Source organism: Acidobacteriota bacterium (assembly GCA_016716715.1).
Lineage (GTDB): Bacteria > Acidobacteriota > Thermoanaerobaculia > UBA5066 > UBA5066 > Fen-183.
In genome coordinates this window covers 417,995-433,457 of record JADJVE010000002.1, presented here as the reverse complement: position 1 = coordinate 433,457, position 15,463 = coordinate 417,995, and the positions used below count along the sequence as shown (strand labels likewise).

At 70.5% G+C, this 15,463-nt stretch carries 10 protein-coding genes and 1 tRNA gene; 5 read left to right on the top strand and 6 right to left on the bottom strand.

What is annotated here, in order from left to right:
• Positions 1-128 precede the first annotated feature (128 nt).
• Positions 129-656: a hypothetical protein gene (locus IPL89_04400; protein MBK9062425.1), complete on the top strand. Its 528-nt coding sequence runs from the start codon at positions 129-131 to the stop codon at positions 654-656.
• Here IPL89_04400 and IPL89_04395 read toward each other — a convergent pair whose 3' ends face one another.
• From IPL89_04395 to IPL89_04380, 4 genes are all read right to left on the bottom strand, one after another.
• Complete coding sequence (locus IPL89_04395; GenBank protein ID MBK9062424.1) at positions 657-1,313, bottom strand: hypothetical protein; 657 nt, start codon at positions 1,311-1,313, stop codon at positions 657-659. It lies immediately after the preceding gene.
• Positions 1,314-1,393: 80 nt separating this feature from the next.
• The gene (locus tag IPL89_04390; protein ID MBK9062423.1) at positions 1,394-1,927 is read right to left on the bottom strand and encodes a hypothetical protein; all 534 of its coding nucleotides are present in this window, start codon (positions 1,925-1,927) and stop codon (positions 1,394-1,396) included.
• A 7-nt stretch (positions 1,928-1,934) separates the two neighbouring features.
• Entirely contained in the window at positions 1,935-3,206 is a 1,272-nt protein-coding gene (locus IPL89_04385) for a hypothetical protein (GenBank protein ID MBK9062422.1), read from the bottom strand.
• Between the two features lie 34 nt (positions 3,207-3,240).
• The gene (locus IPL89_04380) at positions 3,241-6,411 is read right to left on the bottom strand and encodes a VWA domain-containing protein (protein ID MBK9062421.1); all 3,171 of its coding nucleotides are present in this window, start codon (positions 6,409-6,411) and stop codon (positions 3,241-3,243) included.
• Between the two features lie 55 nt (positions 6,412-6,466).
• Here IPL89_04380 and IPL89_04375 point away from each other — a divergent pair.
• Positions 6,467-6,543: transfer RNA gene (locus IPL89_04375), tRNA-Asp, on the top strand.
• A 10-nt stretch (positions 6,544-6,553) separates the two neighbouring features.
• Entirely contained in the window at positions 6,554-8,383 is a 1,830-nt protein-coding gene (locus IPL89_04370; protein MBK9062420.1) for an ABC-F family ATP-binding cassette domain-containing protein, read from the top strand.
• A gap of 9 nt (positions 8,384-8,392) precedes the next feature.
• Here IPL89_04370 and IPL89_04365 read toward each other — a convergent pair whose 3' ends face one another.
• Both IPL89_04365 and IPL89_04360 read right to left on the bottom strand, forming a co-directional pair.
• Positions 8,393-9,322 carry a TlpA family protein disulfide reductase gene (locus IPL89_04365; protein MBK9062419.1) on the bottom strand — a complete coding sequence of 310 codons (930 nt, stop codon included), beginning with the start codon at positions 9,320-9,322 and terminating at the stop codon, positions 8,393-8,395.
• A 129-nt stretch (positions 9,323-9,451) separates the two neighbouring features.
• Entirely contained in the window at positions 9,452-13,399 is a 3,948-nt protein-coding gene (locus IPL89_04360; protein ID MBK9062418.1) for a carboxypeptidase regulatory-like domain-containing protein, read from the bottom strand.
• A gap of 84 nt (positions 13,400-13,483) precedes the next feature.
• Here IPL89_04360 and IPL89_04355 point away from each other — a divergent pair, with 84 nt between their 5' ends.
• Together IPL89_04355 and IPL89_04350 are read left to right on the top strand one after the other, a co-directional pair.
• On the top strand, positions 13,484-14,149 hold the full coding sequence (locus tag IPL89_04355) for a hypothetical protein (protein MBK9062417.1): 666 nt from the start codon (positions 13,484-13,486) through the stop codon (positions 14,147-14,149).
• 116 nt (positions 14,150-14,265) lie between these two features.
• Positions 14,266-15,435, top strand: coding sequence for an aspartate--ammonia ligase (locus tag IPL89_04350; GenBank protein ID MBK9062416.1), 1,170 nt, complete (start codon positions 14,266-14,268; stop codon positions 15,433-15,435).
• The last annotated feature ends 28 nt before the right edge of the window (positions 15,436-15,463 follow it).

Below are 15,463 nucleotides of genomic sequence, written 5' to 3'. Positions count from 1 at the left end.
GGGGGTGCATCGGAAGTTGTTGATGCGCCGTCGTCCGCGGTCATCGTGGGATCATCGTCGGGCTTTACACGCAGCAGGTCATCGGTTCGATCCCGATACCTCCCACCAATTCCCATTCGAGGACTCACATGACGCGAAACCTATGCCTGACGGCGATCCTCGCGCTTTCTGCGTGCACCTCCGCCCCTCCGCCCGCGTCGTCCGCCCGGACCGGGAATCCGCTGGCCGAGGAGGCCGCGGTGCTCGTGCTGCTCGACCGCTACATGCTCGCGATCTCCGCGCAGGACGTCGCGGCGATGGCGGCGAAGCAGACGCCGGACGGGATGACGTACCGGGCCCGCGCCGTCGAGGGCGGCGGCTGGGCCGTGACGTCGCGGTCGAACGCGTCGTGGGTGGAACCGTCAAGCGTCGACGCTCGGACGCATCGCGAGCGCTACTGGTCGCCCACCGTCCTGATCCGCGGCGGGATCGCGGTCGTCTGGGCGCCGTACGAGTTCTGGATCGACGGCAAGACGAGCCACTGCGGAATCGACGTGTTCGACTTCGTGAAGGTGGACGGCGCCTGGCGCGTCGCGAACGCGATGTGGACGGTCGAGCCGAACGCGTGCTCCGAGCTGCGTCCTTCGGACGCCTCGACGATCCGGCCCCCGGGATGATCACCTCGCGACGGTGACGCCCTTCGGCGCGGCCGACGTCACCGAGATCGACTGCGGGAGGTGCTCTCCCTCCACCCAGACGATCCGCTGCTGCTCGACCTCGAGCTCCAACGCGTGGACAGCGGCCTTGAGGTTCGCTGGCGTTTTCACGGGCCGACCGCCTCCCCACTCCAGCGCGGTCTCGGGCGCCGCGGAGCCCGCGATCCAGACGAAGAGCGGGACCCCAAGGTCCGCCAGATACGAACGCACGGCCGAGGGGGAGAGCACGCTCGCGTCCGGGTTGCCGGTGAGGATGAGGACGACGGCCCGCGGGTGGGACCAGGTGGCCGCGAAGATCCCGGCCGCGCTCGTCGCGTCGGCGAGACGCGGGCAGGAAAGCCGGTCCCATGGCGCGTTCGCCTTTGCGAGAACCTCCATCATTCCGCGCACGACGGGCAGCGGAAACGAACGCCGGTACAAGTCATACGTCTGGCGCGAGCCCGCCTTCTGCTCGGAATAGGCGAACAGCACCCGGACCTCCGGGTCTCCCCTGAACGTCCCGACGCGCGTGTCGAAGAGCCTGCCGAGCCACATGTCTCTGAAGGCAGCCGGGGCGTCCCCGTCGAGGACGAAGACGATCGAGGCCTCGCCCTCCTCGACTGCGACGATGCGAAGCATCTCGCCTCCAGAGACAAGCCATCCCTTCATAGCCTCCGCCTTGGAGGGCGTGCCGCGCGGGACGCGAACGGGAACCGCCGTCAGCTCTCGACGTCCGTCGCGGTCGCGTCCCCGAACGTGATCTCGGCCTCGGCGCGCGCCTCGAAGCCGAACTCCACGACGGCCCGGAGGAAGTGGAGGCGCTCGGGAACGTAGGCCGGCAGCTCGATGCGCTCGGAGTCCCGCACCGCCAGGGGCTTGCCGTCGAACGTGAGCGTCACCGTCGAGGGGGGGCGGCCCACTGCGCCTTCCCAGACGAGACGGGCGGCGCGACCCACGCCACCCTTGCCCGGAAGAAGAGCAAGGACGGCTTCGACCTGGGGCTTCGGGAAGTTCACCTTCAGGCGCGCGCGTCCGATCTCGACACCACGGGCGTCGCGCGCCACGGCGTCGAGGAGGTGCGGCGCGGGGGCCGGGCCGAGGTCCACCCGGAACGTCCAGGGTGGCCGGGTGCGCCGCCCGACGCTTTCCCCGTCGAGGAAGATCTCGACCGCCGCCGATCCCACGGGCGCGCTGAGCTCGATGTCCCGGGGTCCCCAGACGATCCCGAGGAGCAGCGTCAGGAAGGTCAGCACGAGAGGCTCACCGGGCTACCGCCACGCCTGCCGGCGCGGCCGCGGAGACGAAGATCGACTGCGGGAGGTGCGCGCCCTCCACCCAGACGATTCGCTGTTCCCGGACCGTGGCTTCCAGTTCCTTGACCGCGACCCGCACGTCTGGGAGTGTCTTCACCTGCCGGCCGCCGCCCCATCGCGCCGCCACTTCCGGCGCCGCCGATGCGGCGATCCAGACGACGACGGGAACGCCGAGGTCCGAAAGATAAGAGCGGGCCTGCGCGGCGGAGAGCACGCTCGCGTCGGGGTTCCCGGTCAGAACGACGACGACGGCCCGCGGGTGGGACCATGACGCCGCGAGGAGACCCGCCGCCGTTGCGGCGTCCGCGACGCGCGGGCAGGGGAGACCGTCCCCCGGCGGAAAAACGTCCGCGAGGGCGTGGAGAAGGCCTTTCCCCAGGTACGCCGGGAACGAGCGGGGGAAAGCGTCGTACAAGGTTCGTGCGCCGAATTCCTCCGTGCCATAGGCGAGGAGCATGCGCACCTCGGGCTGACTGAAGAACATGCCCGCTCTCGTGGGGAGGATCGACCAGTCCGCGAGCTCCCGGAAAGCGGGCGGAGAGTCCGCGTCGAGGACGAAGACGATCGAGGCCTCGCCGCCCTCCGTCGCGACGACGCGCAGCGGCTCGCCGCCGGCGACGAGCCACCCGGACATCGCCTCCGCCGGAGGGAGCTTCCCGCCCGGGACGCGCAGGGCGACCGCCGTGAGCGCGCGGGAGGTCTCGTCCCGGTCGCGCCCCCCGAACGTGATCTCCGCTTCGGCGCGCGCGCCCTTCTCGAACTCGACGACGGCCTGCAGGAAATGGAGACTCTCGGAAACGTACGCGGGCACCTCGATGCGTTCCGGGTCGGGCGCCGAAAGCGGCTTGCCGTCGAAGCTCAGCGAGATCGCGCGGGGCTTCCCGACCGCGCCCTCCCAGCGAAGGGTGGCGATGCGCCCCTTGCCGCCCTTGCCGGGAAGGAGGGCGAGCACCGCCTCGGCCTCGGGCTTCGGGAGGTTCACGCGCTGGCGCACGCGGCCGAGCTCGACGCCCCTCGCGTCGCGGGCGACGGCGTCGAGGTGGTGGGGCGAGGGGGCGGAGCCGAAATCCACGGCGAAAGTCCAGGGCGGCGCAGTCCGCCGCGCGACGCCCTCCCCGTCGAGGAAGATCTCCACCGCCGCCGTCCCGGGCGGCGCGCTGAGCTCGATCTCCCGTGGCCCCACGACGATTCCGAGGAGCAGCGTCAGGTAAGTCAGCATCCAGAAAGACGATGGTGCCGGCCGAGGTGCGTTTTCAAGGGAGAGGGTGTATCAGGCTCGCTCTATTCTTCGCGGGCCCCGGCACCTCGATGCGGGCGTAGCCCGACTCCTGTGTCGCCTCGTCGAGGATGCCGATCGAGATCACGGCCCCCGGGTTGACGACGGCCGTGCTCGTGAACGTGAAGATCCCCTCGGCGTCCGCGAACGCGTCCTCGCCCGTCCGGAATTCCTGGCGGACCGGCGCGCCCTGGGTGACGTCGCCCCTGTCGAGGAGCGCGACGAACGCGGCGATCTTCGCGACGCGGGCGTTTGCCGCGGGGAGGAGCGCGAGCGACGAGGCCGGGATCGTCACCTCGAACGCGACCTGCACGCGGCCCTTCGCGGAGGGGGTCGTGGACGTCACCTTCGCCTGGATCGGGAACCCCGGCGCCGTGACCGTGCTGAAGAGGTTCGAGACGGTGCGGTCGGTGGCGCGGTCCACGGCGCTGCGCAGAGCGACGGCGCGGCGCGTCCGAACCTTCGCGCCCGGCGCCGCGACCTTGAGATCGATCTCGAGAGGCTTTCCGCCCGTGAGGCCCTCGACCGGGAAGCCCAGCGAGTAGAACGACTCGAGATCCACGGCCGCGCCGGCAAGCGCGTCGCCCGCCTGCTCGGCGCCGAAGCCCACGACCCCGCCCGTGGGATCCACGGCGAGGTGGAGGCCCTCGTTCTCGTTCGCGTCGATCCAGATCCCGCGCCGCCCGTTCATGGCCTGCCCCGTGAACTGCGGCACCGAGGCCTGCATGACCGACAGGTCGAAATCCCCCCCGGCCTCGGGGTACAGGCCGTGCAGCGTCACGCCGTAGGCGTTCGCGGCCTCGGCGAGGTCGACGAGGATCTGGCGCGCGTCGAACTCGCGGGCGTCCGACGGGACCTGGACGTCCACGTCCAGCCGCTTCGTGAGGAAGTACTCCATGCCGGACCAGCGCGAGAGCCGGTGCGAGGCGACGACGAGGACGCGCCGGCCGTCGAGGCCGCCGAGAGCCGTGAGGACGGCCTTGAGCGCGGCGGCCTTGTTCTTCGTGCGGCCCCACTCCTGCGCCGCGAGCCCGCGCATCTCGGCGAGGACCGTCCCGCTGATCGGCGCGGGCTGCGGCGCGGCCGCTTCCGTGGGAATCGTCGAGGTGGCGATGCCGCCTCTCCCGGATTCGCGCTGGGCAATCTCGCGCTCGGCCTGCGCGATCTCCGCCACGAGCTTTTCGCTGGTCTCGACGCCGGTGAGGGCGGCCGGAGGCCGCGCGCTCTCCTTTGCGAGGACGTCGAGAGCCTTGAGGATCGCGAAGGTGTCGCCGGTGAACGCGACCCGCGTCGCGAGGGACTCGTCGAACGTCAGGACGGCAGCCTCGTCTCCGGGCTGGATCGTGCGGACGACGAAATCCTTCACGGAGCCGAAGAAGCGGGCGCTGCGGCGCTGGTCGCCGAGCGTCAGGCGGTCGACGAAGAGCACCACGCGGCGCTTCGGCCGCTCCGCGGGCGCGGCGGCGGTTTCGCCGGGCGCGGGGGGCGCGAGCGACGTCGCCCCGAGGGGCGCTCCGGACGGCGGCGCGTACTCGGAGAAGTTCGTGATCGCGACGGGCTTTCCGCCGACGCGGAGCGTGAAGTCCGAAGCCTTGAGGCCCGTCACGCGCCGGCCCTTCCCGTCCGCGACGAACGCGTCGAGGTTCACGAGGCCGACCTCCTGCGAGGCGGTGACGCTCTTTTTCGAGGGGCCCTTCCCGGGCGCGGCCGCGGCCGAGGCGACGGGCGTGCCCGGCTCCTCGGGTTCCGCGGCCGATGCGACGACGAGCGGCTCGGCGCCCGCGCCGCGGCCCGCGAGGACGATCCCCTCGTCCCCGGCCGCGAGCCGGAAGGACGCGGGGTCGAGGTCCTCGGCGACCCAGCAGATCTGCTGCGCGTCGAGCTCGGCGCGCAGCTGGGCAAACGCGTCCACGAATTCCTGCGGCGTCGAGACGCGGCGGCCCTCGCCCCAGGCGCCGCCCCCGGCCCGGCCGAGCCGCCACACGGCGATGGGGACGAAGATCTCCGACAGGTACGCCCGCGCCTCGGCGGGCCCGAAGGCGCTCTCGTCGGGGCTCGTCTCCTCGTCGCCGAGGACCACCACGGCGACGCGCCGCCGCGGCGTGGCGGCGCGCACGAACGCTCCCGACGTGACGGTGGCCGCGAGGCGGTACTGGCCGCCCGTGAGGACGCTCGCGTCGACGCAGGGCAGGATGAGCTCGCGGTGGCCGGAGCCCGGCGTGCAGTCGAAGCCCTGCAGGCGGAAGAGGCGGTCCGAGACCTCCGCGGCGGTGCGATAGGACGCGCGCGTCGCGAGCGGGGAGAAGTGGATCACGTGCGTGACGCCGTCGAGGAGCTTCGCGAGCCTCGAGTTCGTCTTCGAGAACGACTTCTGCGCCCGCGCTTCGAGAGCGAGGAGTTTCGGAACCGCCGAGGGCGCGACGAAGAAGAGGAGGTCGCTCTCGCCGGGCTCGGCGGCGCGGACGAGCCTTCCGCCGAGCGTGGCGGGCGCGGGCCGCGCGGCGCCTTCCTTGCCCCGGGTCGACACGACGACGGCGTTGAGCGGGGCCTCGACGGCGCTCGACGTGCCGCTCCCGATGAGAAGAGTCTCGGACGCCCTCTGGCCGTCGACGAACGAGAGGTCGACGGCGACGACCCGCACCGGCTTCTCGGCCGCGAACGGGATCGCGACGTCCTTCGGCGGACCCTCGTACGCCTTCTTCCCGTCGATCGCGACGCTGAGGAGAGCCGGGTCCAGGTCCTGCTCGTGGGACCAGGCGACGGACAGCGTGCACGGCCCGCTCGCCTTCACGCAGTCGGTCCGGGGCAGGACCTCGGCGCGCGCGACGGAGGGCTTGTTCACCCAGCGGCGCACGCGCTCGGCCGGTCCGGCACTCCCGCGGCGCACGAGCTCGAGGAGCCGCACGCGGGGCGCGGGCCCGAGGTCCACGGTGCAGGTCTGACGGCGGCTCGTCACGCGGCAGACGCTCTTCCCGTCGAGGAGGAGCTCCGCCGGGGGAGGCGCGGACCCGAGATCGACCGTGACCGGGAGCCGCCCCTGGGCGACTCCGGGCACGAACGTCAGGATCCGCATTTGCTCGGCGCCCGGCGCCGGCGCGGCCCAGAGGGCGGTCAGGAGCAGGGCGGCGGTGCGCTTGCGGCCGGTCACGACCTCTGTATACTCCGCGTCCTCCCGCCGCGCACCTGCGTTGGGACGAAAAATCGGGGTCGTAGCTCAGTTGGTTAGAGCGCAGGCCTGTCACGCCTGAGGTCGCGGGTTCGAGCCCCGTCGGCCCCGCCACTCTTCTCCCATGGGAATCCTCCTCACCACGACGGGTCTCACGAAGGCCTTTGGCTCCCATCCCCTGTTCGAGGGGATCGGGTGCTCCGTGGACTCGGGCGACCGCATCGGCCTCATCGGCCCGAACGGCGCGGGCAAGTCCACGCTGCTCGCCATCCTCGCGGGCGAGATCCCGCCGGACGAGGGCACGCGCTCCGCCCAGCGGGGGCTGCGCATCGGGTACCTCTCCCAGATGCCGGTGTTCCGCGAGGGCGCGACGATCCGCGATGCGGTGCTCGAGGGCGCCGCGGGCGCGCACGCCGGCGAGGAGGACTGGGAAGCCGGGTTCGCGGCGGACGAGTACATGGCGCGGCTCTCGCTCCTGACGGAGGGACGCTCGGCCGGGACGCCCGTCGCGACGCTCTCCGGAGGGTGGAAGAAACGCGTTGCGCTCGCACGCGAGCTCGTCCGGAAGCCCGATCTCCTGCTCCTCGACGAGCCCACGAACCACCTCGACGTCGACGCGATCCTCTGGCTCGAGGAGCTGCTCGCCCGCGCGCCGTTCGCGACGCTCACGGTGACGCACGACCGGGTGTTCCTGCAACGCGTCGCGAACCGCATCCTCGAGCTCGACCGGCGGAACGCGAACGGCCTCCTCGACGTCCGCGGCGACTACGCGACGTACCTCCGGGTGAAGGAGGAGCGCCTCGCGACCGACGCTCAGCGCGAGCTGTCGCTCCGGAACCAGCTCCGGCGCGAGACGGAGTGGCTTCTCCGCGGCGCCAAGGCGCGCTCGACGAAGCAGCAGGCGCGCATCCAGAGGGCGGGCGCGCTCGAGACCGAGGTCGGGCAGCTGTCGGAGCGGAACCGGTCGCAGAGCGTCCGCCTCGACTTCCAGGACTCCGGGAAGAACCCGAAGCGGCTCATCGAGGCGAAGGGGATCGGCAAGGCGTACGGCGCGAACGTCCTCTTCTCGCACCTCGACCTCCTCGTCACGCCGCACAGCCGGATCGGCCTCCTCGGGCCTAACGGCTGCGGCAAGTCGACGCTCCTCCGGACGCTGCTCGGCACGGAGAAGCCCGACACGGGCGAGGTCTTCCGCGCGGAGAACCTCCAGCCGGTCACGTTCGAGCAGGGCCGCGAGAGCCTCGACCCGGACTCGACGGTCGCGAGGACGATCTGCCCCGAGGGCGACCACGTCGAGTACCGCGGCGCGCTCGTCCACATCCGGAGCTACCTCGACCGGTTCCTGTTCAAGGAAGAGCAGAGGGACATGAAGGTCGCCCGCCTCTCGGGCGGCGAGCAGAGCCGGCTGCTCCTTGCGCGGCTCATGCTGAAGAAGACGAACCTCCTCGTCCTCGACGAGCCGACGAACGACCTCGACCTCGCGACGCTCCAGGTGCTCGAGGACTGCCTCGCGGATTTCCCGGGCGCCGTCATCCTCGTGACGCACGACCGGTACTTCCTGGACCGCGTCACGAACCGCATCCTCGCGTTCGGGAAGGACGAGAAGGGCAGGGGGACGCTCACGGCGCTCGCCGGCCTCGACCAGTGGGAAGCGTGGTTCGCGGAGCGGAAGGGCGCCGCCCCGGCGCGCCGCACCGCCGCGAAGCCCTCCGCGCGGAAACGCCGGGTCGGCTTCAAGGAACAGCGGGAGCTCGACGGGATCGAGGCGCGCGTCCAGGCGGCCGAGGCCGCCCGCGACGCCCTGCGCGACGAGAGCGAGCACCCGGACCACGCGAGCGACGCCCTGAAGCTCGTCGCCATCCTTGCGGCGCTCGAGGAGAAGCAGGACGAGGTCGACCGCCTCTACGCGCGGTGGGCCGAGCTCGAGCGCCTCGCGGCGGGCGACCCGGCGTAATCCAGGCCGCTATTCCGCGAGCAGCTCCTCGATCCGCCGCGAAAGCTCCTCCTCGGACAGCCGCGTCGGCGTGTAGAGGCGGACGAGGCCCTTCCTGTCCACGAGCGCGAGCGTCGGGTTCGACGACACGCCCCAGCGGACCATCGTCTCGGTGTCGATCGGCGCGGAGACGCCGGCGAGCGCCCCGTACGACTCGTTCCACACCTTCTCGATCCAGGCCTTCTCCTCGGCGGGCGTCGCGGGCTTGTTCTCGGCGCCCGTCCCGAAGAGGCGCGTCGGAGCAATCATCGCGAGGCCCTTCGCGCGGTACTTCTCGAGAACGCGGCCGAGGGCCGGCGCCTGCGCCTTGCAGTCGCCGCACCAGTGCGCCCAGAAGAAGAGGACCGCGGGCTTTCCCTTCGGGACCGCGGAGGTCATCTCGGGTGCGCTCTGGCCCTCGAGGGACAGAAGGTTCACGTTCTTGCGGATCCGGGAGCGCAGCTCCGTGTCCTTCGCGCGCGTGTATTCCGTCTCGAGGAACTTCAGCGCCGACCCGCGCCCGTCGCGCGCCGCGCGCAGGCGGCCCTCGGTCTCGATGGCCGCGCCGAGCGCGACCGTGAGGTCCGTCTTTTCCTCCGGGATCTCCTTCCGCACCTCGGCGACGTACGCCCATGCCTTTTCGGTCTTCCCGAGCAGCGCCGCGCCGCGCGCGAGCCAGCCGACCGCGCCCAGATACTCGGCGTTCACGCCGTGCTCGCGTTTGTACTCGGACACGGCGGCCTCGCCCGTGAAGAGGTCGCCGGCGGAGATCTTGCCGCGGACGGTCCGGACGAGATCGCCGGGTGCGGCGAGGAGGGCGGAGGAGTGAAGGCCCGAAAGGAAGAGAAGAGCGAAGAGGAGGATTCTGCGAATGGTCCGGTGCCACGTGTGGCCGCTGCCGACGCGAGGAATGCGCGTCATCTTCTGACCTCTTTCTAAGAGAATCTTCTCTTTTCCCTTTTTTCCCCGCCCTTTCGGCGTGGGGCGCCGGGGGCAGAGCAGGGGGCGTGCCACGGGGCCGGATTGCTCCGGCCCCGTGGCGAAGTCTCTCTACTCGAACCAGCCGTTCACGTCGACGATCACGTGGACCGTCCCGGTGGCCTGGCCCGTGGCGATCGTGAAGTCGCCGCCCGCGCCGAGCGAGACGAGCGCATTGTTCGCGCGGGTCTGGTTCGCGCCGTAATTGACGGTCGCGAGGTTCGGGTCGGCGATGCCGGCCGGGAAGACGCGGATGCCGCCGCTCGAGGTGCCGGCGGTGGCCGTCACGTTGACGGAGAGGGCGCGGGCTGTGGCAGGCACGCCGCAGCGGTTCGTCGCGACGAACGTGCGCGGGACGCCCGGCGCGATCGCCGGGCCGCCGTACGCCCCAGTCGCGTTGCGCGTGTCGAGGACGCGGCACGGCGTGATCTCGTGGAAGCCCGTGCCCGTGACGGGGATCGTCACGGAGCCCCCGTTGGACACGCAGCCGTTCGAGCCGGTCTCGACGCACGTGAGGGTCAGCGTACCCGGGGGGCCCGCCGAGAACGTGATGGTCGGGAGCGTCGTGGAGCTCGTGATCGCGCCATTCGAGATCGTCCACGCGTACGTCGAGCCCGGGTTCAACGGGACGGACGCTGCGTAGCCGGAGGCGTTCGCGACGACGGAGGCCGGCGCCGTGACGATCGGCGTGGACGGGGCCGGCTTGACCGTCACCGTCGTGCCCGCGGAGGCGGCGCTCGCGCACCCGCTCGCCGTCGTCACCACGGTGTAGGTTCCGGAGACCGCCGCCTCGTAGGTCTGGCCCGTGGCGCCGCCGATCGGGTTGCCGTCGCGGGACCACTGGTTGCCCGACGCGGCCGAGGACGTCAGGAAGACGCTGCCGCCGATGCAGAACGTGGTCGGGCCGCCGGGGGTGATCGTGGGCGTCGCGGGGATCGGGTTGACGGTGACGGCGGTCGCGGCCGACGCGGCGCTCGTGCAGCCGGCGGTCGTGACGACGACGGTGTAGCTGCCGGACGCGGTGGCGGCGTAGGCCTGGCTCGTGGCGCCGCCGATGGGGTTGCCGTTGAGATACCACTGGTTGCCCGCCGCGCTCGACGAGTTCAGCGTGACGCTGCCGCCCGCGCAGAACGTGGTCGGCCCGCCGGGCGTGATCGTGGGCGTCGGGAGCGGGACGCAGACGTCCGTGAAGCAGACGGTGACGTCGCTGAGGGTCGGAGTGGCCGTGGAATCGGACGTCGACAGGTACGCCTTGTACTGGAGATAGCGCTTCCCATTGAACTGGGCGAGGGAGGCGCCGCTCGTCGTGAAGAACGTCGCCGCGGTGCCGTCGGGGCCGACGAACGAGAACGGCCCGAACGCCGAGTTGCTCGCCGCGACCTGGAACTTCGCCGCCGTCGAGGCCGGCGTCGTCTCCGTGAAGGAGAACGTGCCCCAGTTCGTCGTGCGGCCCGCCGCCGGGTTGGAGTCGAAGAGGCCGGAGACGAGCGTGCCGGCAGCCGCGTAGCCGGTCTGCATGTAGGTCTTGAAGTTGAAGTCCCGGGTCGAGTCGGCGGTGAAGGTCGCGCCGTTATCGGTCGAGATGACTCGCTGCCCGTTGGCATAGGTGCTGGGGCTCGAGCGAATCCAGAAGTAGCCCCCGACGGAAGGGTTGGCCACGGGTCGCAGAATCAGAGCGTATTGCGTTCCGGACGTCAGGGTTGCCGGCGAGCCAAAACTCACGGTGTACTGAAGGCCTGCGCCGCTGGAGAAGCCGGCGAGGGTAGCGGTGGCAAGGTCTCCCCCGGTGGGCAGGCCCCCGCTCGTGGCGCGGACCGAAAGCGTCAGGTTGGGTGTGGTGCCCGTGCATCCACTGCAGAAGAGATGGACGGTCACCTGTGCGAGCTGACCGGTGACGGCCGGAACGAAGGTCTGTCCACCCCAACTGGCGGTCGCGAAGCTCGTCCCGGTGCTGGTACCGGCGGTATTCGACTGATCCAGGAGAGGCGCGTTCGAAAGGGTCACGTCACCGGCGCTGGTATCGAGGTCGACGTTCGTGGGGACGCCCCGCTGGAAGTCCGCCTGCGTCGTGTCGGCCGGGCAGGCGCTCGCGGGCGCGGCGGCGAGCGAGAAGTTCTGCGTCGCCGTTCCGCCGTCCGCGACGGCGACGGCCGTCGCGGCGCCGGTGACGTATCCCGCGGTCGCCGCCGTCAGGATCGGGTACGTGCCCGCGGGGATGCCGATGAACGCGTACGTGCCCGTGCCGTCGGCGATCGCGGTCCGGCTTCCGAGCGTGACGGTCGCGCCCGCGAGCGGGGCGCCGCCCACGGCCGCCGTGACGACGCCCTGGAGCGTCCCGCTCCCGACGGGCGTGCAGCCCGGGAACGCGAAGGACCCGATCCGGGTCAGGTCGTTAAGGCCGTCGACGGCGTAGTACTCGTTCGTGTACCAGAACGAGCAGCCGTTCGGGTCGAGCGTCATGGCGCTGTAGTCGCCCCATCGCGCGCAGGGAGCGCCTCCGCAGTTGCCGGTCTGGGTCCCCGCGCCCTGGATGAGGAGCTGCTCGGTCTGTCCGAGCGTGTTCACGGGATCGGACGCGAGGCGGCCCGCGTACATGATGGCGGGTTTCGTCGTGCTGCTGGACGTGCTGTAGCCGAGCGCCATGTTGCCCGCCCGGTCGATTGCGAGGCTGGGCATGAAGCGGTGAAGGACGTTTGCGGCGTCCGGATCCCACGTCGCGGCCTGCGGGAGACTGGCGGCGACCGTCCCGCCCGTGACGTTGACCTGGTACCAGCGCGGCGCCGCGAAGCCGCTCGTGTCGGCCCGCCGCACCGTGTGCGCGGCCCACAGCGACTCGGCGCCGCCGACGTTCGAGTACTGGTTCTGCATCATCGCGCGGATCGGGAGGACGTCGAGGCTGTTCCCGCCGAGGGACGGCGCGTTCGGGACGTTTGCGTTCGGCCAGCTCGTGGCCGCGAGGGGCGTGTCCGGGCCCGTGAACGTGGAGAGCGAGATGCGGTCCCAGTCGACGTGGAACTTGTAGACCGTGAGCGCGTTCAGGAACTGCCAGGAGGAGACGAAGTAGTTCGGCGTGCCGGGCGGCGGCGTGCCCGCCTGGAGGCGGGCGTTGCTCGGGAGGAGCGTGAAGTCCGACGCCGGCGGTCTGAAGGAGACGATCTGGACCGCCGGGGCGCCGGCGTACATCTGCGCCTTGTTGAGCGCCCAGACGCGCGTGCCCATGAACGAGGCGCCGGCCGGGAAGCCGAACATGTTCGCGGACATGTAGATCCCGTCCGGCCAGATGCCGAACTTCGGGTAGTCGTTGAGGCCGTCCGTGAGCTGGACGGAGTAGTAGTTCCATCCGCCCGCCACCGGGTCGCCGGTCTTCGAGACGGCGAAGCACTGGAATGCGCCCGGAGGATTCACGACGTTGTTCGATCCGTCGAGCGTGAAGGCGAAGTCCGTGATCACCCAGCGGTCCTCGAAGGAGTCGTACAGGACGACCGGGTCGCCGAAGTTGTTCGTGTCGCAGAGATTCCCGAAGGCCCCCTGGCTCATGAACGTGTTGAACGTGAACGCGGCCACGCGCGCGCCGGTGGACTTGTTGTAGATCCCGAGCGACGTGTTGACGGACTGGATGTAGTACGTCGGGCCGACGTCGCCGTTCGTGTCGGGCGGGTGCCCCGCTCCGAAGTTTGCGAAGTCGAGGCCGTCGAAACTCTGGGTGGGCGGGGGGGCGGGAGCGTTGCGCGGCGGAACAGACGGGCCCGCGGCGCCTCCGGTCCGGCCCGGGAGCTCGACGCGTGTCGTGGCGGGCTCCGCGCGCTCCGGGCGCTCGAACTTCGCGGGCCCGGTCTGCGGCAGGAGGCGCAGGTCGATCGTCGGGCTCGCGGCCCGCCGCATCGTGATCTCGGAGGGCTTGCCGTGGTCCACCGGCACGGGCTTTCCGGGCTCGGGGGCCACGGAGTCCTGTGCGGCGGCGGTGTACGACACGAGAACGAGGACGAGCGAGGAGACCCTGCTCACGAAACTACGCCTCACGTGGTGCTCCTTATGTTCCTTCGGGAGGCAGGGAGAATAGCAGCCCGCGCGGGCGCGATAGAGTCTCGGTGTCGGGGGTGTGGCATGAAGGGTGTCGCGGTCGGCTTCGTTCTCGCTTCCCTGGGCGGCGGCCTCGCGTGGGCGGCGCCACCGGACTCGACCATGGCGATGACCAAGGTGCGTAACACGATCCCCGCGACGATCGATTCGGAGGCCAGCTTCGAGTACTTCATCGGGATGGCCACCCGTCTCGCCCACGACGACACGGGGAAGCAACTCGCCACGCTGTCGGCGCAGCTGAACGCGCTCAAGCTGCAGAAGCAGTCGCTCCTCCAGAAGATCGGCGCGGTACAGGCTCAGGCGGCGCCGAACGCGACCTTCCAGCTCCAGGCCCTGCGCTCTCAGCTCGCCAGGGTCGAGCTGGAAATCAAGGACCTTTTGAACCAGATCGCGCGCATTCGCGAGGAAGAAGACCGCGTTAAAGATGACATCCAGCGCTCGCAGGACCTCCTTCAGCGTCTCCTCGACTCGCTCGCGAACGCGGAGCGTGCGCGAACCGAGATGATGGGCGCCGTTTCGATGAGCACCTTCGCAAGGCGCCTTCCGGCCGCGAAGAGGCGGGAGGCGGAGGGCAAGGCCCGCACGGCGCTCACGCAGCTCGCCGAGGCGCGCCGTGTCAGGGTCTCTCGCGCCTCGACGATCTACGAGCCCGCGTTCCATCCCGCGCCGAAACCCCTGACCTTCAAGTAGGGCCAATCCGGCCGCCAGCGCCTGCCTGATGCGTCCGCATCAGTCGCGGCCCGGCGCCCGCCGCCCCATGTTTTCCGAGGACAGGGGCGCGCGTGCCCCGCAGAAAGGACGTGCGCATGAAGCACAAGACCGAAGTCCTCGAGAAGAAGACCATCGCCCTCGACAAGAAAGCCGACCTGGCGGGCCCGGGAATCGGGAACTACGCCGATCTCGAGAAGGTCCTGCCGAACGATTACACCCCGCTGCTCGACCCGAAGGAGACGCAGCGCGCGATCACGGCCGTGAAAAGGTACATCGAGGACGGCCTCTGCCGCGAGCTCGGCCTCATGCGCGTCGAGGTCCCGCTCATCGTCGACGCCGAGAGCGGCGTGAACGATTACCTCGACCGCGACGGCTCGCGCGGCCCCGTCACGTTCCACATCTCGAACGACAACGGCAAGAACCCGATCGAGGGACAGGTCGTCCAGGCGGCCACGAAGTGGAAACGGGTCGCGCTGAAACAGTTCGGGATGAGGCCCGGCGAGGGCCTCGTGACCGACATGCGCGCCGTCCGCAAGGACTACTTCCTCGACCACGACCACAGCGCCTACGTCGACCAGTGGGACTGGGAGAAGGTCATCACGCCCGAGCAGCGAAGCCTCGACTTCCTGACGGCGACCGTCGAGGGGATCTGGCGCGTGATCAAGGGCGCGGAGGACTTCGCGCTCGAGACGTTCCCGAGCCTCAAGAAGAGAAAACTCCCGACGCTGCCCGACAAGCTCGTGTTCCTCCACGCCGAGGACATCCTCGACATGTACCCGGACCTCCCCCGCAAGCAGCGCGAGACGGCGATCCTGCAGGAGCACCCGGCCGTCTTCATCTACGGAATCGGCTGGACGCTGAAGGACGGCTACCCGCACGAGATGCGCGCCGCCGACTACGACGACTGGGTCACCCCGACGCACGCGAAGGACGGCCGGACGATGCACGGCCTGAACGGCGACATCCTCGTCTGGAACCCGATCACGAAGAGGCGCCACGAGCTCTCGTCGATGGGCGTTCGCGTGAACGCCGAGACGCTCAAGAAACAGCTCGCCCTCACGCACCAGGAGCACTTCCTGAAGTTCCCGTACCACCAGGGCATCGTGAACGGCACGCTGCCGCTCTCGATCGGCGGCGGCATCGGCCAGTCGCGCGTCCTGATGCTCCTCCTGCGCAAGGCGCACCTCGGGGAGGTCAGCGTGACCGTGTGGCCGAAGGTCATGAAGGAGATGTGCGCGAAGAAGAACATCCACGTCATCGAGTAGGTCCCGAACCTTTCGGAATGCCTGGGCG